The sequence below is a fragment of the Pseudomonas sp. KH_050 genome (genome assembly GCF_057838875.1).
Window position 1 is genome coordinate 4,066,933 of record NZ_CM174478.1, and the last position, 19,174, is coordinate 4,086,106.

Below are 19,174 nucleotides of genomic sequence, written 5' to 3' on the forward strand. Positions count from 1 at the left end.
CGAGGTTGATTAATAGGCGTTATCAGTCGTTTAAATCTTCGCTCCCCAAGGGACCGGACGATCAATCGCACAGATGGCATAATCGCGACCTGTTTATAACAGGGGCATATAAATGACCGTCGAAAGCTACGACCAACTCGCGATCTTCTCGGCCGTGGCCCAAGAGCGCAGTTTCACCCGCGCCGCCGCCAGGCTCGGCATGTCTCAACCGGCCTTGAGCCGGGCGATGCGTCAGTTGGAGGAGCGACTGGGGGTCAGGTTGCTAGCTCGCACCACTCGAAGCGTCTCCCCCACCGAAGCCGGCGAGCATTTGCTGCGGGTGATCGCCCCCCGGTTTGAAGAAATCGACAGTGAGCTGGCGTTGCTCAGCGAGTTCCGTGACAAACCGGCCGGCAAACTGCGCATCACGGCAGGTGAACACTCGGCGATCACGCTGTTGCATCCGGTGCTAGCGAAGCTGCTGCCTGATAATCCCGATCTCAATATCGAAATCATCGTCGACTATGGCTTTACCGACATCGTGGCGGAGGGTTTCGACGCTGGCGTACGGTTGGGTCAACAAGTGGCCAAGGACATGATCGCGATGCGCATCGGCCCTGACATGCGGATGGCGGTGGTTGGCTCCCCGGCGTATTTCACCCGATACCCCAAGCCGGTCATCCCGAGTGACCTCATGGTGCACAACTGCATCACCCTGCGCATGCCGACTTACGGCGGCCTGTTCCTCTGGGAGTTCGAGAAAGACGGGCAAGAACTGAAAGTCCGGGTCGAAGGCCAACTGGTGTTCAACAACATCGCCATGCGCCTGGAGGCCGCCCTCCAAGGGTTGGGGTTAGCCTATATGCCGGAGGACCTGGTGCAGGAACATGTGGCGCAAGGTCGGTTGATTCGCGTACTCGAGGATTGGTGCGAACCGTTCTCTGGCTACCACCTCTACTATCCGAGCCGGCGCCAGAGTTCGCCGGCCTTCACCTTGCTGCGCGAAGCCTTGCGCTACTTGGGTTGATTGGCCTGGACGCTATCCAGCGCTTCGCCGGCGCGCTTGGCCGCAGCAGCATCGCCTTGGTCGGACAGCAGTTGGATCAGTTGACGCAACTGTGAAGCGGTCAAACCGACCCGCAAACTGGCAGCCATGTGCGAGCGCAATTGTGCCTCCACGCCGGGTGTGACCGCCAGCGCTGCAACCGTCGCCAGCTCACGACTTTGCCAGTCCAGGTTGTCACGTTCGAAGATGTCGCCGAACAGATGCGCCTGCAAGTACTGATTGATGACAGGGACGAAGTCGAACAACGGCCCCTGGACGGGAGCACCGGCAATGCGCGCCTGATTGGCCTTGCCCACCGCCAGCAGTTCGTTGCCGGTGGGAACGACCCGAACGGGCTCGCGCCCCGGATTATCCTGAACGCCGCGTTGCTTGCGTGCCTGGACCAGGTTCATCAGCTCGCCGAGTGCATTGAGACTGCGTGGAAAACCGCTGTAGGCGTAGAGTTGCACCAGAATTTCCTTCGCCTCGCTGACCGTCAGGCCCGCATCCAGCCCCTGATTCAACGCGGCATTGAGCCCGGACATGTTGCTCGTGGCCATGGCGGCGGCCATCAACGGGATGGCCTGTTGCTTGGCGGACAGCGTCTCGGACACCGGTTGGGTCGCCGGCTCGGCTTTTGGTGCCTGCGAACCTTGGGCGTTGTATTGCTCGTCGGTCACTTTCTCCAGCCATTGCACACTCTTGCCATCCACCGAGCCAGTCACGGCCAGGTGCGTCATGGCGCTCGTCGGAGCGGCGCCATGCCAGTGCTTGACGCCCGGAGGGCAGACGATCACGTCGCCCGGGTGGATTTCCTGCATCGGCTTGCCCCATTCCTGGACCAGTCCCACGCCGGAAGTCACCACCAATCGCTGTCCTACGGGGTGGGTATGCCAGGCCGAGCGCGCGCCCGGTTCAAAGCTGACATAAGCACCGGAAGCATTGATCTCGCCCGTGGCGGGAAACAAGGGATCGACGCGTACCCGCCCGGTGAAATAGTCCGTATGCCCCACAACCGAAGCCTGACTGCCCGCCCGGCTGATCTGCTGCGCGGTCCGGGACTCACTGGCATTGTCTGCACCGGCGGCGGCAAAAGGGGCCGCGGCGCACACCGCGATGCCTATCAAGGTGTTCTTCATGAGGACGTACCCCTTCAAGTCAGAGCGTTCTGGCGTAAAACGCGGTCAACTGGCCCATTGCGACGTCCACAGACGCAGGCACCCAGTAGGTGTCGATATGGGTTGCGCCATCGATGGTGAAAAGTTTTTTGTCCTGGGTACCGGTGGCCTTGGCAAAGGCTTGTTGCGACATGTACAGGCTGTCGGCCTTGCTGCCCGCGATCATCAGCAACGGCTTGTCGATCAACTCGATCTGATCCGTGGCATCGAAGCTCATCAGGTCCATCAGGCTGCTGTGGGTGTAACGGAAAGTCGAGTTGGGGTGAGCGTGGGTCTTGCCGTAGTATTCGAAGCCCTGTCGATACAGATCAAACGGCAGCTTGGCGATCTGTTCATCAGTCAGCCTGGCATCACCGACGTAGAGAACTTCCCCACCCGCCGCTTCCTGGGCGCGGGCCGCCGACGCCTGCTGCAAGCGTTCCTGAATCGTCGACAGCTGCGAATCCTGGTAGCCATTACGGCGAACCAGCCCGGAGTTGAACATGCTCAAGGTCGCAATCGACTGGAAGCGCTTGTCGGTTTGCGCCGCCGCCAATGAATAACCGCCACCGCCGCAGATACCAAGCAAGCCCAGACGCTTGCTGTCGACGCCGGGATAGATGGCAATGAAGTCAGCCATGCCATGGATGTCTTCGATGCGATGCGCCGGTTTGTCCACATTGCGCGGCTCACCACCACTGGCCCCTTGATACGCCGCATCCGCCGTGATCGTGATGTAGCCCTGATCCGCCAGACGCTGGGCATACAGGCCCGCGACCTGCTCCTTCACCCCACCATTGGGGTGCGCCACGACGACGACCGGGTATTTTTTCACCGCGTCATAGTTCGCCGGGGTGTAAACGTTGGCGGCAATGTCCAGGCCATCAAGTTTGTAGGTGACCGGATGGATATTGACCTTACCCGGTTCGTTCTTGGTCAGCGCGCCACCGTAGGTCAAAGTGAATGGATTCTGCTTGTAGTCAGCAGCCTCGGATTCAGCACCGGACATTCCGATCATGGCGGCCATGAACGTGGCCTTCAGCGTGGTTCGCATCATAGGAGTACTCCTGACATTTCAAGTTTGTGAGAGGGGTGGCCGATATCGCCACGCTCTTGGTCAATCCAGATTTTTTTCAGCGAGAAACTGCGAAACCAGATCAGCGATCTCGACGTTGTTCATGTCCGAAAAAGGAAAGTGGCTATTGCCCTTGATATTGATCTCCGGCAGGTGAACAAGCGTGACGTCACCGCCATGGCGATTCACCGTATCGCGCCACAGGCGCGCCATCTCAAGCCGCGCGCGCCAACTGTCCTGGGCCGGTAGGCGAACCGGTTGGTCGGGGATGTTGTCACCGTAGAAGATAACGATGGGGATTCGGGTCAGCGCGTTGAACTGTTCTGCCGATACGGCCAGGCCCGAGAGCGTGTCGAATACGCTGGGAATCGGTGCGGGCACCTCCCCCTCTGGAAACACGAAGCTGCTACCCGGTTCGAACGCCACGATGGCCCGCACATTCGGGCTTTTGATCGCCGTCAGCCAACCGGGGCCGCCGCCCTGAGAATGTGTGAACAAGATGGCCGGCCCGGTCTTTTCCAACAGAGCGGAAACGCCATTGGATACCACGTCAATGTCGTAAGGCCCGGTGTTGGGCGTCATCGACCGAAAGAACTGCTCCAGCGCCGCCTGCCCACGAGGAAACTGGCTGCCCTCGAAGCTCTCGGGCCACAGGCCGATGCGGAATTGGTTGAACCACAGCTGCTCGTCCGCCACCGGTTTGATCGTCGTTTCAATCAGGCTGCGTCCCGCATCGCCTCGGCGCGGCTGGTCGATCAGGTACGTGGAGAATCCTCGCCGCAGAAAAATGTTCTGGAACCCTTCACGGCCGTCGGCCGTTGTCTCCCAGGACTTCGCGGACTGCCCCGCACCATGCAGCATGAGAATCGGCAGTGGACGAGCGTCGACGGGAACCTGATAGAACGCATACACATGGTCGCCGTGATAGGTCTGGCCATCGGGCATCAACGGTTTGTAGGGGTCGAAGGTTCCCGGCTGGGTGATCAACCCACCGCCGGCAATGAGGCTGCCCTGATCCTTGATGATCAGCGGGGCGTGATCGTCAGCGCTGACAAACGCACTGGCGCCTAGCGCGAAACAAAGACTGCCGGCCTTTGCAGCGGCGGGCATGCATTGGCGGATGAAGCACTGAATCATGGCTTGCTCTCGATTTGATATTGCCGAGAAGCAAATTACCTTTCAGCGATTAATCGATAAAGCGCGCCAATCACATAGCACTAATACCAGATTCACATAAGTTCGATTAGTAAAACGAAAAGTTCGCCACATGCGCAAGTGGCATATTGGGTCGATTGTAGCCCTTCGCGACAAGCAGCCAGAAGCAGCCACTCACCGCCATTGGAACCTGGGCGACTCAATTCAATAAAACAACTGCTTTGTGCCTGTAATGTCAGGCAGCTTCGCTACCCTTCAGTAAGTCCCTTCCCGCACCCACCGTCTGACCTCAGCCTGTATGGCATAAGCCGGCGCCTCCACAGCATTGAAATCTTGTGTATACCGCTGGGCAAATCCATCTACCCCCCATTCCTGAAACTGCTGCACATGCTTTAGTTCGTGAGCCCAGAGCGCGATGTTCTGTTCTGCGGTTTGAGCGTCCCGGAAGAGGATGATGTCGATCAGCGTCACGGCACCGACATCGGGGTTTTGCAGCATGGTAGTGGCGGCGCTGAATTGGCCGTTGTCGCTGACTTTGTAGCGCGCGGTATCGAGGACGCTCGGGGCGTACCAGCGCAGCAGTTGCTCGCGGATGTGCGGTGGAATGGGTTGGATGCCGGCATTGGCTGCTTCATCGCGGGCCTGGGTCAGCCACAGCGCCAGGGCAGGTGCCGCGATCTGGTAGATGCCATCAGGCACGGGGCCGAGCACCTGTCCCAGGTCTGGCAGACAGATGCAGCCGTCCAGGCACACTTGTTTCTCGCCAGCTGGGCAGGCGTTGGTCCGGGCTGGCACGACAAGCGTCAGGCAAAGAACAAACAGCGCCACCAGGCGCGTGGTGATGGGCGGCATTGGGCCCTCCAGGGACGGAAGCAGCGCGAACAGTGGGTCACAATTGATCGACGACCCGCATAGTTTTAGCGTATCCCTATCGGTCTCTTCTCGATGACCGCTTTGGGTGTGAAAAGCTGACCGGGCTCAAGCCAGCAGCTCGGTGATCCACCGGGCCTGCCGGGCAATGTCCTGCACCTTCTCCTCGGGCACTGCCTGCCGCGCCCGGGCGAAGTGGGTCAGGGTCTTCTGCTTCTCGCGCAGCATGCGCTGCCACTTGAGCAGGAACGCCGGGCTGCGTGCCTGCATCTGCAGCGGGCCGAAGAACAGCTCTTCGGCGGTGTACAGCACCGGCCCGGCGCGCTCGGCGACGATGATTTCGTAGTCGAAGCGGTTTTCCCGCAGCACGTCCTCACAGAGGATGCGGTAACCATTTTCCATCAGCCATTGGCGCAGTGGCTGCTCGCCGCCGTTGGGCTGCAGGATCAGGCGCTCCTGGCCGCTCAGTCGCGCCTTGCCGCTGTCGAGGATGTCGCGGATCGTCTCGCCGCCCATGCCGCAGATGCTGATCGCCGTGATCCCGTCTCCCGGCTCGATCGCCGCCAGGCCATTGGCCAGGCGCACGGTGATCCGCCGGTCCAGGCCGTTCTCGCGCACGGTTCGTTCGGCCGAGCGAAACGGCGTCAATGCCACCTCGCCGGCCACCGCCGCCGCGATGGCGCCACGGCGCATCAACGCCACAGGCAGGTAGCCGTGATCCGAGCCGATATCGGCCAGGCGCGCACCTGCTGGCACATGCGCCGCCACGCGCTCCAGGCGCATGGACAATGTCTGTTCGTTCAACTGCAACCCCTTTTCATCACGAACGCTCGGCACCTATGGCCGGATCGGGGCGTGATTCTGTCGAGCAACGCCGTGCATTTCAAATTTATGTGACCAGGGCCATGGCTCGACCCGTACCTACCGCTCGCGTATCGGCCCACAGCGAACCCTGGTTATGAGCCACTTTTGGCCGACCTTTGCGCAGCCTTAGAGGCTGCAATGGGTCGAGTGCAGCCCTTCGCGACAGGCAGCAATCGGCCCAAAAGCGGACACTTTTCAGACTTGATGAAGTCGGTGCCTCACAGTACCCCGGACTTGATGGAGCACCAATATTGTGCAAATAACCTATCCTGAACTCGCACGCCGAACACTTGCGTTGAAGAATATGAAATGCCCCTAGGCCGTAGAAATTAGCTTCCTTTGGTTCAACGTCAGGGCTCGGAGTGTCAGCAATGAACAATCACGAAATGCCAAATCAGACTACTCCAGAGAAACCTACCCACACACCCAATGACGGAAACGCAATTGTTTCTGAATCCGCTTATGCTCCGAACACAGTTCCTTTTAAGGACCGCTTATGGAATATTACATTGTCAGTCACCCTCTTAATCTATGGAACATTTGGAGTGGTCACCGACAACTTTGTGATTCCCACCAAACGCGGGACATTAATACTGTATGGCCATCCAGCATGGATCATGTATGGAGCGCTGTTGTGTCTTGTGGCTAACCTGACTGCTGTGGTCATTGATCATTACGACACCCGAAACAATGAAGGAAGGAACAAGAAGCTTGAAGCGATTGCGCAAAAATCCGGATGGACGTTATTTATACTTGCATTGATTCTAGGTGTCGTTAAGCACGCTCAAGATTACGTTTGTGAGGATAGGGCAGTCCTGAAAATGACCAGCGAAGAAATGGGTCTTACTGCAGTCGCATACAATCGCTACTGCGCCTTGCATAATCCATTCAATGCGATTGAGCCGCTACTACAAATTGCTGTTGTTCCTGCAGCATCTACTCTTCCAGTCAAGTTTAACGTCGCCGCAAACATGAATCGGACAGATATTATTCGCATGTACTGGAATGGAAAAAAGTTAATCCTTGAGTACCGCCCGCGTCAAGATGGAAAAGGAAAGAAAGCTCTTCCAAGAATCTACAGTGACTCACCAGTGCCGGTTGAGCTTATTAACGTGAGCCCTAACCCGGTGGTGCAGGGAACTCGCCGCGATAAAGCCGCACAGAAACCCTGACCTTGACGGTCGTGACCCTCCCCTCTCGCCCCCCTGCTGGGCACCCTTCACCCTCACACCTGATCCATAGCCTCGACCACTCCCATATCCTCACCCAGGAACCCGCCGCTTTGATGCTGCCACAGCCGCGCATAGACGCCGTTCTTCCCAAGCAATTCGGTGTGAGTGCCCTGTTCGATGATGCGTCCGTCATCCATGACGATGAGCCGGTCCATGGCCGCAATCGTGGACAGCCGATGGGCGATGGCGATCACGGTCTTGCCCTGCATCATTTCATCAAGGCTTTCCTGAATGGCGACTTCGACTTCCGAGTCCAGCGCGCTGGTGGCCTCGTCAAGAAGCAAGATCGGGGCGTTCTTGAGCATCACCCGGGCAATCGCGACGCGTTGGCGCTGGCCACCTGACAGCTTGATGCCGCGCTCACCCACAAGGGTGTCGTAGCCGGTATGGCCTTGCCGGTCGCTCAGTTGGCTTATGAACTCATCGGCCTGGGCATTGGCCGCGGCGCCTCGGATTTGCGCGTCGGTCGCATCGGGACGGCCGTAGGCGATGTTGTCGCGAATGGAACGGTGCAGCAGGGAGGTATCCTGCGTGACCATGCCGATGGAGCCGCGCAGGCTTTCTTGCGTCACTTGTGCGATGTTTTGGCCGTCGATGCGAATCACCCCGCTGTCGACGTCATAGAAGCGCAGCAGCAGGTTGATAAGCGTGGATTTGCCGGCACCCGAGCGGCCAACCAGGCCGATCTTTTCGCCCGGGCGGATGCTCAGGCTCAGGCCATCGAGCACCTGGCGTTCGCCACTGTAGTTGAAGCTCACATTATCGAAGGTCACCGCCCCGCCGGAGGTCACCAGCACGCCCGCGTCCGGCGCATCCTGCACCTTGGCGCCCAGGGTAAGGGTGGCCATGCCATCCTGCACGGTGCCGATGCTCTCGAACAGCGAGGTCATTTGCCACATGATCCAGTGCGACATGCCATTGATACGCAACGCCATGGCGGTGATTGCCGCCACGGCACCAGCACCAACCTCACCCTGGTGCCATAGCCACAGGGCATAACCACCTGCGGCCATGATCAACGCCACCACCAATGCCTGGTTGACAATCTCGAATTGGCTTACCAGGCGCATCTGGCGAAAGCCGGTTTGTTTGAAATCCTCCATCGCTGCACGTGCGAAGTGCGCCTCACGATTGGAGTGGGAGAACAGCTTAACCGTAGTGATGTTGGTGTAGGCGTCTGAGATACGCCCGGTCATCATCGACCGCGCATTGGCCTGTTCCTGCCCGACTTTCCCCAGGCGGGGCACGAAGTACAGCATGGCCAGCCCGAACAACACGACCCAGGCAACAAAAGGCAGCATCAGTTTCAGCGCGAAGCCGCCGGCCAGTGCGATGATCGCGATGAAATACACCCCGATCCCGGGTGCGATCTCGATAAGGGTGAATAGCACGTCGCGCACGGCTAGCGCAGTCTGCATCACCTTGGTAGTGACCCGGCCGGAAAACTCATCGGAAAAAAACGAAAGGCTTTGCCGCAGCATCAGGCGATGGAAGTCCCAGCGCAGCCGCAACGGCAGATTGATCGCCAATATCTGGTGCTGCACCATGGTGCGCAACGCCACTAGCCCGACGCTGGTCACCATTACGATGCCCATGCCCCACAACACGCGACTTTCCTGCGAAGCCGCATCACCACCTGCCTGCCAGGTCGAGAGCAGGTCCACGACCTGCCCGAGGAAGGAAAACAACCAAGCTTCGTAAATCGACACACCGGCACTGAGCAGCGCAAACGCCAAGATGTAACCGCGGGCGCCCCGCGTGCAGGCCCACAGGAACTGAACCAGGCCGTCGGGCGGCGGTGGTACCTCGTCAGGAGGAAAAGGGTCGAGCCTTCGTTCAAATGCACGAAGCATGGTGATCTCCAAAACGATAAAGTTAAGGAGATTCTGCCATTGAACGGTTGCTTTGAGGGTTTCGCGAAGTTTGAGGTATGGCGCTGTTGGCAGGTCGCTCTGAGGCTTGGGTTGCCGGGTGGGGCACTCATACGTCGCCAGAGACCCGGTCGGCAGGACTAAAACGGCCGGTATCGGGAAGTGCTGTTGGCCAAGAGCGGATGTTCATTTAAGGACGGCTTTCGGCCAAAAGCAACCCGTCAGAGCGGCCGCAACAAGGTTGAACTTCACTGCAAGGTCTGCCGGTAGCGGCGCTAGTTCACTTGAGTTAATACAGGCTCCCCTGCGAAATGAGTCGCCAAGTTATCGAACGTCAGATCCAGCATTGCCTGAACTGTCGCATGAGTAGAACTGGCCATATGCGGTGTCAGCACCACATTGGGCAACGCCAGCAATGCCTGCGAAACGTGCGGTTCATCGCAAAACACATCGAGCCCCGCCGCGAGAATCTTGCGGTCGCGCAAGGCCTCGACAAGGGCATCTTCGTCGACGATGGAGCCGCGCGCGATATTGATCAATACACCGCTGTGGCCAAGCTCTGCCAGCACGGCCGCGTTGATCATGCCATGAGTGTCGGAGCCACCGCTCGCGCACACCACCAGATAATTGACACTCGCTGCCAGTGCTTGCGCATCGTTGCACCAGCGATAGGGCACATCAGCCTTTGGCGTGCGCCCCGTATACGCAATGCTCATACCGAACGCCTGGGCTCGTAAAGCCACTGCTCTGCCAATACGGCCCAAACCGACGATGCCCATTCGCCCGCCAAACACCCGCGCAGTCATCGGATGGCGGCCGGCTGTCCATTCACCTCGTCGCACAAACCGGTCGGCGGTTAGCACTTGGCGTGCGGCACACAGCAACAGCGCGATGGCGAAATCTGCAATGTCTTCGGTGGACAGTTCAGGGGTATGGGTGACACAGACGTTGTGTTCGCGCGCGGCTTCAAGATCGATTCCGTCGTAACCGACACCCAGCACCGAGATGATTTCGAGCGCTGGCAGTCGAGCGATCAATACACGGGGCACGCAGGATTCGGCAGTTGCAACAATGCCTCGCACAGTGGGGGCCAGCTCCATGAGCCGCTTTTCGTCGAGAAGCGAATACGAGTGACAGTCGAAATGCTCACGCAGGCGGATGATGAAACTATCGGGCAAGCGGGAAAGCAGTAACAAAGTGGGTTTCATCGCGTTGTCATGTCTCGGCAAAGTACGAAGTACCAGCGGCGTGGACGTCTGCCATGCCGCCGCGACTGGTGGGAGAGGCTTACTCAAGAACGGTTGGATCGCGCCGGATTTCCTCGCGAGCCATGGCTTCCCACAGGAATGGGAACCCATTGGCATCGGTGCGCTCTCCGGTTGCGAGCGCGACGCTAGCGGGCAACGGTGAGCCGCCGCCGAGCGTTTCGACATGCCAGGCCAGACGGCTGCGCCACTCCAGTGTGATAGCGCGCAAGTGTGCCTGGCGAATGCCGTTGGCCACCACCAGCACGCCGTGGTTGGCGAGCAACGCCCATTTTTGCGTACCGAGAGCGTCCACGACGGCGCGGCCTCGTTCGGTGTCTTCAACCGTGCCCTGATACTCGTCATAGAGCACCGGGTCAGTGTCAACCAAGGCGGACGTTTGGTCATAGATCGGTGGAGTACGCCCAGCCGCCGACCACACTGATCCCCACTGCGGATGGTTGTGGATCACCACGCCGACATCATGCCGGGCGGTGTGTACATCAATGTGCAGGTTGATGGCCGGGGTGATGTTCCACTCACCCTCGATCACCTTGCCTTGCGGATCGAGGCGCACGATATCCGAGGCGGTCACTTCACCCCAGGTGAGTTCCCACGGGTTGGCCAGGTAAGTGCCATTGTCCTGGCGAACGGTGATGTGGCCGGCGATGTGGTCGTTATAACCCTCGCGATACAATACCCGACACAGCAATGCCACGGTCTGGTGTGGTGTCAATTCGGGCAGCAGCGCATAGCGACCTGGCTTGGGAGCGTAGCGGGCCAGTAAATCCTTGTTCAGCGTGTCCTTCAACATAGCTGTTTCCTCTTGAGCGACTGTCACAAGCTGTGATTGACCAATCAATGAATTACCCGTGGAAAGACCCGCGAGCAAATACCGAGGTGCGCTGCATGCGCCGTTGGTGCGGTTGATAGTCCAGGATGGCGTTGTGGAGCACGCTACGGTTGTCCCAGAGCACCATGTCACCGACGCGCCAGCGATGGCGGAAACCGAATTGAACGTGTTGGCAATGCGCATGCAGGTAGGCAAGGATGGCATCGCCCTCGGGGATGGCCAGGCCGTCGATATGGGTGGTGTAGGTCGGGCTCAGATACAGCGCCTTGCGACCTGTCACCGGGTGTTGAATGACCAGCGGATGCAAGTGCCGTCGGTTCGCTTTGATGACCTCGACATAGCGCTCGTGCGTGACGACGTTTTGGCGCAACGCTGCCGTCATTGGTCCGTTCATGTCGTGCCAGGCGCTGAGGCCTTCGAGGTAGTGCTTCATGCGCTCGGACAGTGCGTCGTAGGCCGTGGTCATGCTGATCCAGCAGGTGTCGCCGCCACACGGCGGCAGGATCTGGGCGTGAGTCATGGTGACAATCGGTGGGCTGGGCAGAAAGCTCTCGTCGTGGTGCCACATATCAGCTCGATCGCCCAGCTTGGAGTCGATCACGGTGATCTGTTCAAAGCCCTCGCCCAGGTTGGGATAGAAGGTGTGTACTTCTGGCTCACCGAAATACCGTGCAATCGCCAAATGTTGCTCGGGCCTTAGCCCTGGGACGTGCAGTACGATGGCTTCATGTTTGAAAAGTGCCGCCTCAAGCGCCGCCAGCGTTTCTGGCAAAACTAATGAAGCCGGATCTAGATCAAGCACTTCGGCACCCAGGCTTGGGCCAAGGGGCCGGACGGTGAAAGATGAAGGCATGGGCAATCTCCCGGTAGGGTTGGAACATCCGATCTTATAGGGCGCATCACTACGCGTTTAGACGTTGTCTGATTAACGAAAACGATCATACTCACGTCGCGATGGCTGAGATATTCGCATTCAACAAGCGATCAAAGTTGTCATTAACTAATTGATTTAATTGATAAATATTAAAATTTTAGTACGACGATAAATGCAGCACTCGGATTCCCATGAACAAGAAAGGCGATGAAACCACGATGGGCCCAAAGTCTTCGCCGGAGCAGCTTCCCGCGTTACGCAAGCGTCCGACCCAGTCACGCTCTCGCGCACTGGTCGATGCCGTGGAGCAGGCGTGCCTGCGGATTCTGGATGAGGCAGGCGAGGAAGCGCTGACCGTCGCCCGCATCGCGGAAATATCAGGGGTCGCAGTCGGCTCGATCTACCAATATTTCCCCAACAAGGACGCGATCGTTGCCTTGCTGTACGAGCGTGTTCTCGACGAGGAATCCGAGGAACTACTGAGGGTGCGCGAAAGGCTGGTTGGCATGCCATTAAAATCGGCACTGCGCGATATTCTGGCCAACATCATTCGTGTCGAAACACGCCTGTTCAAATTGAACAAGGCCTTTCACTTGCGTTACCACTCCGCCCTTCACCTGGGAATGTGGCGCGGCCCTTACCACACGACAGGTGAATTCATCGAAGCGACCTGGCTGCCGCTCCTGCATCTGTACGAGCATGAGATCACCACGGAGCACCCCGCCTTGGCGGCTTATTTGCTCGGGCAGGGGTTGCGCAGTGTAATCCGGTCGGTGTTGGAGGATATTCCGGCGCAGCTGGAACATCCGGCCTTGCTCGACAGCCTGGTCGCCATGGCTATCGGTTGCCTGCGTCCATCCGCATTCGACTGACAGACGGCTCATACAGCAACGGGATTTCGTCAACATTCCTCACGCCGTATTTACCCTATGTTCCGTTATCAGCAGCCTCGTTCGCTTATCTGACTCGGCTTTGCCGTCAGACAGCATCGGCTGCGGGATCGAATCAATGGAAAATAAATCCCTTAACGGTTCGCTGGGTAAATGCCTGGGCCCGTAGCTCCGGTCAGCACTAGCGCCGTGCTCTGTTCGGGGCCAGGTCGTCGGTGCAGTTGGCGCTGGGGGTCAGCTAATGTCCCCCTTCCCCCGTACGCGCCTTTCGTTTATGCGCAGCCTCTACTACGGTAGTTACAAAACCATTTGTCCAACCCGGGAGCGCAGCTCATGTCCAGAACCCTCTTTCTGACGCTCGCCGGCCTGGTCCTGTGCACCAGTCAGGCTATGGCGGACACCCTTAAGATCAGCGTGATCGGCGCCGGTAACGTCGGCGGTACGCTTGGCACGCTATGGGTAAAGGCTGGCCACTCGGTGATGTTTTCGTCACGCCACCCCGAGGAACTGGCGGACCTGGTCAAGACCGCCGGCCCGAACGCTCGGGCGGGCTCGGTCAGCGATGCCGCGGCATGGGGCGATGTGATCGTGCTGAGTGTTCCCTACAAGGCAATGCCGGTGCTGTCCGAACAGCTGAAGGGCAAGCTGGACGGCAAGGTGGTGCTCAGCACCAGCAACCCGTTCAGCGAGCGTGACGCAGACGTCGGGCGCAAGGCGCTGGATCAGGGAGTAGCCTTGGCGGACCAGCAGTACCTGCCGGGTGTGCACCTGGTGCGGGCGTTCAACGCCATAGGCTACGCATCAATGAAAAGCCAGTCTGGCAAAGGCAAGGCGATTCCAACCTTCGCCGACGACGCCCAGGCCCGGGACCTGGGCGCCCGGTTGGTGCGCGACGCCGGATTTGTACCGGTACTTTTACCGCTGGCGCGAGCTGATGAAGGATTGCCGGGCGGCCCGCTCAGCGGCGTTTTGAGCGAGGCCGAACTCAAGCACAGGCTAGGCTTATAGCCGCGCGCTGCCGGAGCCTACCGCTACTCCTGCCTCTTACGCAGCCGGTCGACGCATGGCCAGGATGGCAGCCGCGAAGCAGATGAACGTCGACCCCACCACCCGGCTGACCCACCGGGACAGCTCGGGCGCGACCGACATAACCGCAACTCAGATCTGCCTGAACATGGCCGCCACGATTATCCCTGCCGCAATCGCCGGTAGAGGTTTTCTGAGCAGCAGCATCACGATTGCCGTGGTCAGCAAGGCGAGCCGTGCGCCATTGTCACCCGTGACCGCCAAAGGGGCCAGAACGGCCACCAGCACCGAACCCGACATAGCGCTGATGAACTGCTGGACCCGGTAGTTGATGGGGACGAAAGACATCACGAAAACACCGCCCCAGCGCGTGGCAAGGGTGACCACCGCCATGATCAATATGATCAGGATTGTGCCGAAGCCTGCACTATCAATGCTCAATTTTCTTCTCCATCCACACCGCGCCCAAAAGACCGCCAGCCAATGCACCCACGACGACATGGCTGTTTTCAGGCAGGTACCAGTACGCCAGCAGCGAAGAGCCGGCCGCCACAGTCCAGATGATCAGCATGCGCAGGTTCTTTTGTCCTCCAATCACCATCGCCAGCAGGAAGCAGCCCATCACCATATCCAGCCCCAGGCTCACCGGATCCCGGATCGCGCTGCCAAAATACAGGCCCAGCCAACTGCCCAGTGCCCAGGCCGACCACAGCGCTATGCCGCCGCCCAGTAGCAGACCCAGGCCGGGCTTGCCGCCATTGAATGCCTGCATCGACATCGCCCAGTTGGCGTCCGATACCACCAGCATCACACCGTAGCGTTTAGCCCGCGGAAGATCGCGTAGCCATGGATACAAGGTCGCCCCCATCAATAGATGTCGGGCGTTAATGGCAAACACCGTGACTATTAGCGGAACAATCGGAACGTGCTCGCCCCACAGATTGAGAACAGCAAACTGCGCTGCGCCGGCAAACACCAGGACACTCATGAGCAGCGTCGAAGCGTCCTCCAGCCCTGTCTGCGCGGCAGCAAGACCGAAGGCTATCCCGAAGACGATAACGAACAGCGAAATGGGCAGGAGCTGCTTGAAGCCAAACCAGACCTCGCTCAAGTTCAGCTCGACCAAGCCTTTATCAATACTCAACAAAACGTCGCCTCCTCTGTTACGGCGTGCTGCGGTTTGGGCGGCATTTTGCAGGCTGGGATTGAATCCAGAAAAGCGAATAAGTGTTATAAGGCGCATTCGATTTACGAATGACAGGTAAAACAGGTGCATTCTCGGGATTTGCAGATCGACTGGCTGCGCACCTTCGTCGCGGTTGTCGATACGGGCTCAATGACGGCAGCGGCGCGACAGGTCTCACGCTCCCAGTCAGCAGTCAGCATGCAGCTGAAGAAGCTGGAGGACAGCATTGGCCGTCCCTTGCTCAACCGTGAGCCCAGGCAGCTCTCCCTCACCCCTGCGGGCTATGATCTGCTCGGCCACGCCCGCAAGGTACTGGAGTCCCATTCGTCCCTGGTGTTGGCGATGCATGGCGGAACGCTTTCAGGGCGAGTGACCATCGGAGTTCCGGACGATTATGCGCTGACCTACCTTGTGCCGGTGCTACGTACCTTCGCCGCCCGTTTCAGCGAAGTCGAGGTAACCCTGGTGTGCGAGGAGTCCACCGCCCTGTGGGCAAAAGTCGACCGCGGTGAAATCGATCTGGCATTGGTCACGCGAGATGCGCCCTCCCGGGGCGAACTGCTGTTCAGGGAAGCCCTGGTGTGGGGAGCAGCCGAGCAGCATGAAGTATGGAAACGCAACCCCCTGCCTATCGCCGTACACGAACTGGGTGGACGTCTGCGCACTGAGATTCTTGCAACGCTTTCATCCCGGCAGCGTGAATACCGAGTGGTGTATAACAGCCCAAACGTGGGTGGCCAACTGGCCGTGGCAGAGAGCGGCATGGCAGTGGCTGTACTCACCCGGTGCAGCGTGCCGGCCAGCTTGAAAATTGTGGACACGCGCCAAGGGTTGCCCGAACTCCCGGTGGTGGAAGTCGTTCTGATGCGCAGCAAGGATTCGAAGGGATCCCGAGCAGTGGATGCGATGTACGAGCAGGTCATGCGAACACTCAAGGATCCACTTTGCACCTGAATCGCGATATCAACCTCAGTCCTCTAGGTTGGAAAGCGAGGGAGCTTGCTCCCGCTGGGCTGCGTAGTAGCCCCAAAAATCTTGCAGCAATCGCAGATCTTCATAAGCGCTACGCCCTGGTGCTCGACGAGCCCTACACCAACCGCTCGATCTTCTGATGTTGCCAGACGGTTTTGTAATACCCCATCTGCAACATCAGCATGCCCAGATACGTCACCGGAAACGCCATCCACACCCCTTGCAGCCCAAACCGCGCATCCAGCAGATACGCCACCGGCAACTGCACCCCGACCACGCAAACGATCGAAATCACCACCGGCATCAGCACCGTGCCGCTGGCGCGCATGATGCCGCCGATGATCGCCTGAAAGCCAAACACCAGCAGGCTCCAAAGCATGATGTGCAGCAAGTGTTCGGCCATCGCCCGGGTGGCATCATCCGTGAGGAACAACCCCAGCAACCAGTGCGATAGCAGGTAACCCAATACCACCAAACCACCGGTCAGGCACACGTTGATCAACAAACCCGTGCGTAGAATCGGCGCCATGCGCTCAAGGCGCCCTGCCCCAATCGCCTGAGCACCGAGGATCGACGCCGTGATCGCAATCGACAGCGCCGGAAACTGCACGTAATTGACGATCTGCGTCACCGCTCCATACGCCGCCGTCGCCTGAGAACCGTGCTGATTCACCAGCGCCAGAATCACCAACTCCGACAGCGACAACACCACCATCTGCAACCCCGTGGGCAAACCGATGCGCAGCACCTTGCCGAGGATGGCCATATCCAGCCGCATCGCCGCAAAAAACGCCCGATCCGGCGCCAACGGATGCCCCTTGCGAAAATGCCTTGCGCGCGGTTCCGGAACTGGTATGGGCCGCGCTGATGGTCCTTGCCGCCGGGCTCGGCCCCAATGCCGGCACCCTGGCATTAGCCCTGCACACCACTGGCGTGCTCGGCCGGCTGTTCGCCGAAGCGCTGGAAAACACCCCACCAGAACCCGCCGCAGCCATCCGATTGCAGGGCGCCAATGCCGTATGCGCTTTCTGTTACGGCACACTGCCCAACCTGTTGCCACAGCTACTGGCCTACATGCTGTACCGCTGGGAAAACAATATCCGCATGGCCAGTGTGCTCGGCTTCGTCGGCGCCGGTGGTCTGGGGCAAATGCTCTATGTCAGCCTCAGCCTGTTCCAGGAAGCTCAAGCCAGCACGGTAATTCTGGCCATGCTGGTACTGGTATTGGCCGTCGATACATTGAGCAGCTGGAGCCGTCAACGCTGGGTCAAGGCCTGAGGGGCCGCGTGATGCCTGTATGCCCTTCTTAAAACGCGAGCGCCAGCATCCCGCCACCCCAAACGAGCAGAGCGACGCCGGTCACGTAGCCGAGCCAGTGCCCCGCAGGGACAGTCTTTTCGCATAGTACGAGCAGCGCGAGGCCCGCAATCCAGTAGAGGTTCATCACGCCGCCGAAAAACAACAGCCCCATCAGGATCCAGCAGCAGCCGACGCAGAAAGCGCCGTGCAAAAGACCCACGCGTAGCGCGCCATGGGCGCCCCGCCGCCAATGGGTACTAAGGAATGCAAGCGGCGATCGGCAGTGGCGAAGACAGGCATGCTTGATCGGGGTGAGTTGATAGACGCCGGCGGCGAGCAGCAGGAAATCGCCGAAGATCGCGTTGGTCGCGACGAGCATCGGTGAAAGGAAACCGGTACGCTGGAACCCCCACTGCAGGATTACCGCGGCCAGGCTGAAACCAGCCCAGGCGGCGAGATAGCCAAACGCGAAAATGCTCGTCGCGACATAGGGATGGCCGGTGTCGCGCTGCTTGCGATTGACCGTCGCAAACAAAAGGATCATCGGCGCCGCGCTGGGCAACATCATCGCGACCATCATGACCCACCACATGAAGAACATCAGGACTGCGTAGCCGGGCGTCCAGACTGCGGGCGTCATCATTGCCATCCCGAGCTGCGACATGCGGGTTATCTCGAACGCCGATATGCCCATGCCGGCACCGGCCAGCAGATACGCCCACGACAGAGCGATGACCGCAGTAAGCGCGGTAACGACGACCAGGCGATCGCGCCTGACCACTGCCTCAAGTGTGGCGTCGATGGGTACCGTCATCACTTTTCACCCGATCATGTTCGCCCAATCAGGACATGCCTCTTCTGCGCGACCTCGACACCGGTCCGTTCCGGACGTCACCCACCAAGCCATGCCGTGAGCCTTGATCTTTCGCGGACCATGCCATCCTGGTTGTAGTGGTGAACGCAAAAATGGGCCCATGAATCCTCGAACGCCATCTCCATGTCGCCCGTCACCGAGGTCGTCCCTTGCCCGATCTCTGCGTAGGTAAACTCGAAACTGCCACTAGGGCGAGCCAACGCAATGTGGAACGGTTGACCAGTAAACTCGTTGATTATTGGTCTGCCGCTGCTCCTCAAGATGCCCGGTATATCAACCCTGGCGGTTCTGAGTTCCAGGTTCGCCTCGAGATCTATCGGCAGGAACAATGTCGCGCAAAACTCCGAGCATGTAGACGCGAATACGGAGAAATGATTGCTCAATGGTTCGCATGCGCCGCCCGAAATAATTGTTTCCAGTGCAGCCCGTTGAGCTTCATCCGCACGTTCGTCGATGATGATCTGACATTTACCATTTCCCTCCTTGATTTCACCAGGCCACTTGTACAGCGCCGCCCAATTCAGCCCCGCGAGTGGCGTATCGTTGAAATGGCCTTCAACGATGTTGCCGACGAAGGCCGACTGGCAATAGCCGTGGGTACTCGGCAAGTTGAACTGGCAACCGCAATTCACAGCGCAACTGCAGTTGTCATAGGTTTCGCTCTTGAAAAGCCATTCAACACTCATCTCGTCGATCCTCCTGACTGGA

The 19,174-nt window shown here is 59.1% G+C and carries 18 protein-coding genes and 3 pseudogenes; 6 read left to right on the forward strand and 15 right to left on the reverse strand.

Going from position 1 to position 19,174, the window contains the following annotated elements; all coding sequences use genetic code 11:
• Positions 1-112: 112 nt before the first annotated feature.
• On the forward strand, positions 113-1,006 hold the full coding sequence (locus AC3IUA_RS18495) for a LysR family transcriptional regulator (RefSeq protein ID WP_489356079.1): 894 nt from the start codon (positions 113-115) through the stop codon (positions 1,004-1,006).
• On the opposite strand, the gene AC3IUA_RS18500 is transcribed toward AC3IUA_RS18495, so the two are convergent.
• The 5 genes from AC3IUA_RS18500 to AC3IUA_RS18520 form a co-directional block, all read right to left on the reverse strand.
• A complete protein-coding gene (locus tag AC3IUA_RS18500) occupies positions 994-2,163 on the reverse strand; it encodes a (R)-mandelonitrile lyase (RefSeq protein WP_489356081.1) in 1,170 nt (389 codons plus the stop codon). The two genes, AC3IUA_RS18495 and AC3IUA_RS18500, sit on opposite strands and share 13 nt — an antisense overlap.
• Before the next feature lie 19 nt (positions 2,164-2,182).
• Positions 2,183-3,238, reverse strand: coding sequence for an alpha/beta hydrolase (locus AC3IUA_RS18505; RefSeq protein ID WP_489356083.1), 1,056 nt, complete (start codon positions 3,236-3,238; stop codon positions 2,183-2,185).
• A gap of 60 nt (positions 3,239-3,298) precedes the next feature.
• Positions 3,299-4,393 (reverse strand): alpha/beta hydrolase, encoded by a 1,095-nt coding sequence (locus AC3IUA_RS18510; RefSeq protein WP_489356085.1) that lies wholly within the window; start codon positions 4,391-4,393, stop codon positions 3,299-3,301.
• 273 nt (positions 4,394-4,666) lie between these two features.
• Positions 4,667-5,263: an eCIS core domain-containing protein gene (locus tag AC3IUA_RS18515; protein ID WP_489356087.1), complete on the reverse strand. Its 597-nt coding sequence runs from the start codon at positions 5,261-5,263 to the stop codon at positions 4,667-4,669.
• A 126-nt stretch (positions 5,264-5,389) separates the two neighbouring features.
• The gene (locus AC3IUA_RS18520) at positions 5,390-6,085 is read right to left on the reverse strand and encodes a tRNA (adenine(22)-N(1))-methyltransferase (protein WP_489356089.1); all 696 of its coding nucleotides are present in this window, start codon (positions 6,083-6,085) and stop codon (positions 5,390-5,392) included.
• A gap of 431 nt (positions 6,086-6,516) precedes the next feature.
• On the opposite strand from AC3IUA_RS18520, the gene AC3IUA_RS18525 reads away from it, so the two are divergent.
• The gene (locus tag AC3IUA_RS18525) at positions 6,517-7,317 is read left to right on the forward strand and encodes a hypothetical protein (RefSeq protein WP_489356091.1); all 801 of its coding nucleotides are present in this window, start codon (positions 6,517-6,519) and stop codon (positions 7,315-7,317) included.
• Between the two features lie 53 nt (positions 7,318-7,370).
• On the opposite strand, the gene AC3IUA_RS18530 is transcribed toward AC3IUA_RS18525, so the two are convergent.
• The 4 genes from AC3IUA_RS18530 to AC3IUA_RS18545 all read right to left on the reverse strand — a co-directional run bounded on the left by AC3IUA_RS18530 (position 7,371) and on the right by AC3IUA_RS18545 (position 12,198).
• The gene (locus AC3IUA_RS18530) at positions 7,371-9,230 is read right to left on the reverse strand and encodes an ABC transporter ATP-binding protein (RefSeq protein WP_489356093.1); all 1,860 of its coding nucleotides are present in this window, start codon (positions 9,228-9,230) and stop codon (positions 7,371-7,373) included.
• Between the two features lie 293 nt (positions 9,231-9,523).
• The gene (locus AC3IUA_RS18535; protein WP_489356095.1) at positions 9,524-10,543 is read right to left on the reverse strand and encodes a 2-hydroxyacid dehydrogenase; all 1,020 of its coding nucleotides are present in this window, start codon (positions 10,541-10,543) and stop codon (positions 9,524-9,526) included.
• Positions 10,536-11,306, reverse strand: a complete 771-nt coding sequence (locus AC3IUA_RS18540; RefSeq protein WP_489356097.1) for a class II aldolase/adducin family protein — start codon at positions 11,304-11,306, stop codon at positions 10,536-10,538. Before AC3IUA_RS18540 ends, AC3IUA_RS18535 begins: the two co-directional genes overlap by 8 nt.
• 52 nt (positions 11,307-11,358) lie before the next feature.
• Positions 11,359-12,198: a TauD/TfdA dioxygenase family protein gene (locus tag AC3IUA_RS18545; protein WP_489356099.1), complete on the reverse strand. Its 840-nt coding sequence runs from the start codon at positions 12,196-12,198 to the stop codon at positions 11,359-11,361.
• Positions 12,199-12,410: 212 nt separating this feature from the next.
• On the opposite strand from AC3IUA_RS18545, the gene AC3IUA_RS18550 reads away from it, so the two are divergent.
• Positions 12,411-13,091 (forward strand): TetR/AcrR family transcriptional regulator, encoded by a 681-nt coding sequence (locus AC3IUA_RS18550; protein WP_489356101.1) that lies wholly within the window; start codon positions 12,411-12,413, stop codon positions 13,089-13,091.
• 351 nt (positions 13,092-13,442) lie between these two features.
• Entirely contained in the window at positions 13,443-14,117 is a 675-nt protein-coding gene (locus tag AC3IUA_RS18555; RefSeq protein ID WP_489356103.1) for an NADPH-dependent F420 reductase, read from the forward strand.
• A 36-nt stretch (positions 14,118-14,153) separates the two neighbouring features.
• On the opposite strand, the pseudogene AC3IUA_RS18560 reads toward AC3IUA_RS18555, so the two are convergent.
• From AC3IUA_RS18560 to AC3IUA_RS18570, 3 genes and pseudogenes are all read right to left on the reverse strand, one after another.
• Positions 14,154-14,246, reverse strand: a pseudogene (locus AC3IUA_RS18560) (LysE family translocator); the annotation flags it as partial.
• Between the two features lie 21 nt (positions 14,247-14,267).
• Positions 14,268-14,576 (reverse strand): AzlD family protein, encoded by a 309-nt coding sequence (locus AC3IUA_RS18565; RefSeq protein WP_489356105.1) that lies wholly within the window; start codon positions 14,574-14,576, stop codon positions 14,268-14,270.
• A complete protein-coding gene (locus AC3IUA_RS18570; RefSeq protein WP_489362398.1) occupies positions 14,566-15,282 on the reverse strand; it encodes an AzlC family ABC transporter permease in 717 nt (238 codons plus the stop codon). Before AC3IUA_RS18570 ends, AC3IUA_RS18565 begins: the two co-directional genes overlap by 11 nt.
• 123 nt (positions 15,283-15,405) lie before the next feature.
• Between AC3IUA_RS18570 and AC3IUA_RS18575 the strand changes: the two genes are divergently transcribed.
• A complete protein-coding gene (locus AC3IUA_RS18575; protein WP_489356107.1) occupies positions 15,406-16,275 on the forward strand; it encodes a LysR family transcriptional regulator in 870 nt (289 codons plus the stop codon).
• Positions 16,276-16,408: 133 nt separating this feature from the next.
• Here the strand turns inward: AC3IUA_RS18575 and AC3IUA_RS18580 are convergent.
• Positions 16,409-17,125: pseudogene (locus AC3IUA_RS18580) on the reverse strand (MATE family efflux transporter); the annotation flags it as partial.
• Here AC3IUA_RS18580 and AC3IUA_RS18585 point away from each other — a divergent pair.
• Positions 17,119-17,571 (forward strand): annotated as a pseudogene (locus AC3IUA_RS18585) (PhnE/PtxC family ABC transporter permease); the annotation flags it as partial. The pseudogenes AC3IUA_RS18580 and AC3IUA_RS18585 sit on opposite strands and share 7 nt — an antisense overlap.
• Positions 17,572-17,599: 28 nt before the next feature.
• Here the strand turns inward: AC3IUA_RS18585 and AC3IUA_RS18590 are convergent.
• The gene (locus AC3IUA_RS18590; RefSeq protein WP_489356109.1) at positions 17,600-18,406 is read right to left on the reverse strand and encodes a DUF2182 domain-containing protein; all 807 of its coding nucleotides are present in this window, start codon (positions 18,404-18,406) and stop codon (positions 17,600-17,602) included.
• A gap of 77 nt (positions 18,407-18,483) precedes the next feature.
• Positions 18,484-19,152 carry a DUF1326 domain-containing protein gene (locus tag AC3IUA_RS18595; RefSeq protein ID WP_489356111.1) on the reverse strand — a complete coding sequence of 223 codons (669 nt, stop codon included), beginning with the start codon at positions 19,150-19,152 and terminating at the stop codon, positions 18,484-18,486.
• Positions 19,153-19,174 lie beyond the last annotated feature (22 nt).

Bases quoted from the DNA above. Each gene is read 5' to 3' on its own strand.
- AC3IUA_RS18495 (WP_489356079.1), top strand. From the start codon at position 113: ATGACCGTCGAAAGCTACGACCAACTCGCGATCTTCTCGGCCGTGGCC.
- AC3IUA_RS18500 (WP_489356081.1), bottom strand. From the start codon at position 2,163: ATGAAGAACACCTTGATAGGCATCGCGGTGTGCGCCGCGGCCCCTTTT.
- AC3IUA_RS18505 (WP_489356083.1), bottom strand. From the start codon at position 3,238: ATGATGCGAACCACGCTGAAGGCCACGTTCATGGCCGCCATGATCGGA.
- AC3IUA_RS18510 (WP_489356085.1), bottom strand. From the start codon at position 4,393: ATGATTCAGTGCTTCATCCGCCAATGCATGCCCGCCGCTGCAAAGGCC.
- AC3IUA_RS18515 (WP_489356087.1), bottom strand. From the start codon at position 5,263: ATGCCGCCCATCACCACGCGCCTGGTGGCGCTGTTTGTTCTTTGCCTG.
- AC3IUA_RS18525 (WP_489356091.1), top strand. From the start codon at position 6,517: ATGAACAATCACGAAATGCCAAATCAGACTACTCCAGAGAAACCTACC.
- AC3IUA_RS18530 (WP_489356093.1), bottom strand. From the start codon at position 9,230: ATGCTTCGTGCATTTGAACGAAGGCTCGACCCTTTTCCTCCTGACGAG.
- AC3IUA_RS18540 (WP_489356097.1), bottom strand. From the start codon at position 11,306: ATGTTGAAGGACACGCTGAACAAGGATTTACTGGCCCGCTACGCTCCC.
- AC3IUA_RS18545 (WP_489356099.1), bottom strand. From the start codon at position 12,198: ATGCCTTCATCTTTCACCGTCCGGCCCCTTGGCCCAAGCCTGGGTGCC.
- AC3IUA_RS18550 (WP_489356101.1), top strand. From the start codon at position 12,411: ATGAACAAGAAAGGCGATGAAACCACGATGGGCCCAAAGTCTTCGCCG.
- AC3IUA_RS18555 (WP_489356103.1), top strand. From the start codon at position 13,443: ATGTCCAGAACCCTCTTTCTGACGCTCGCCGGCCTGGTCCTGTGCACC.
- AC3IUA_RS18590 (WP_489356109.1), bottom strand. From the start codon at position 18,406: ATGACGGTACCCATCGACGCCACACTTGAGGCAGTGGTCAGGCGCGAT.
- AC3IUA_RS18595 (WP_489356111.1), bottom strand. From the start codon at position 19,152: ATGAGTGTTGAATGGCTTTTCAAGAGCGAAACCTATGACAACTGCAGT.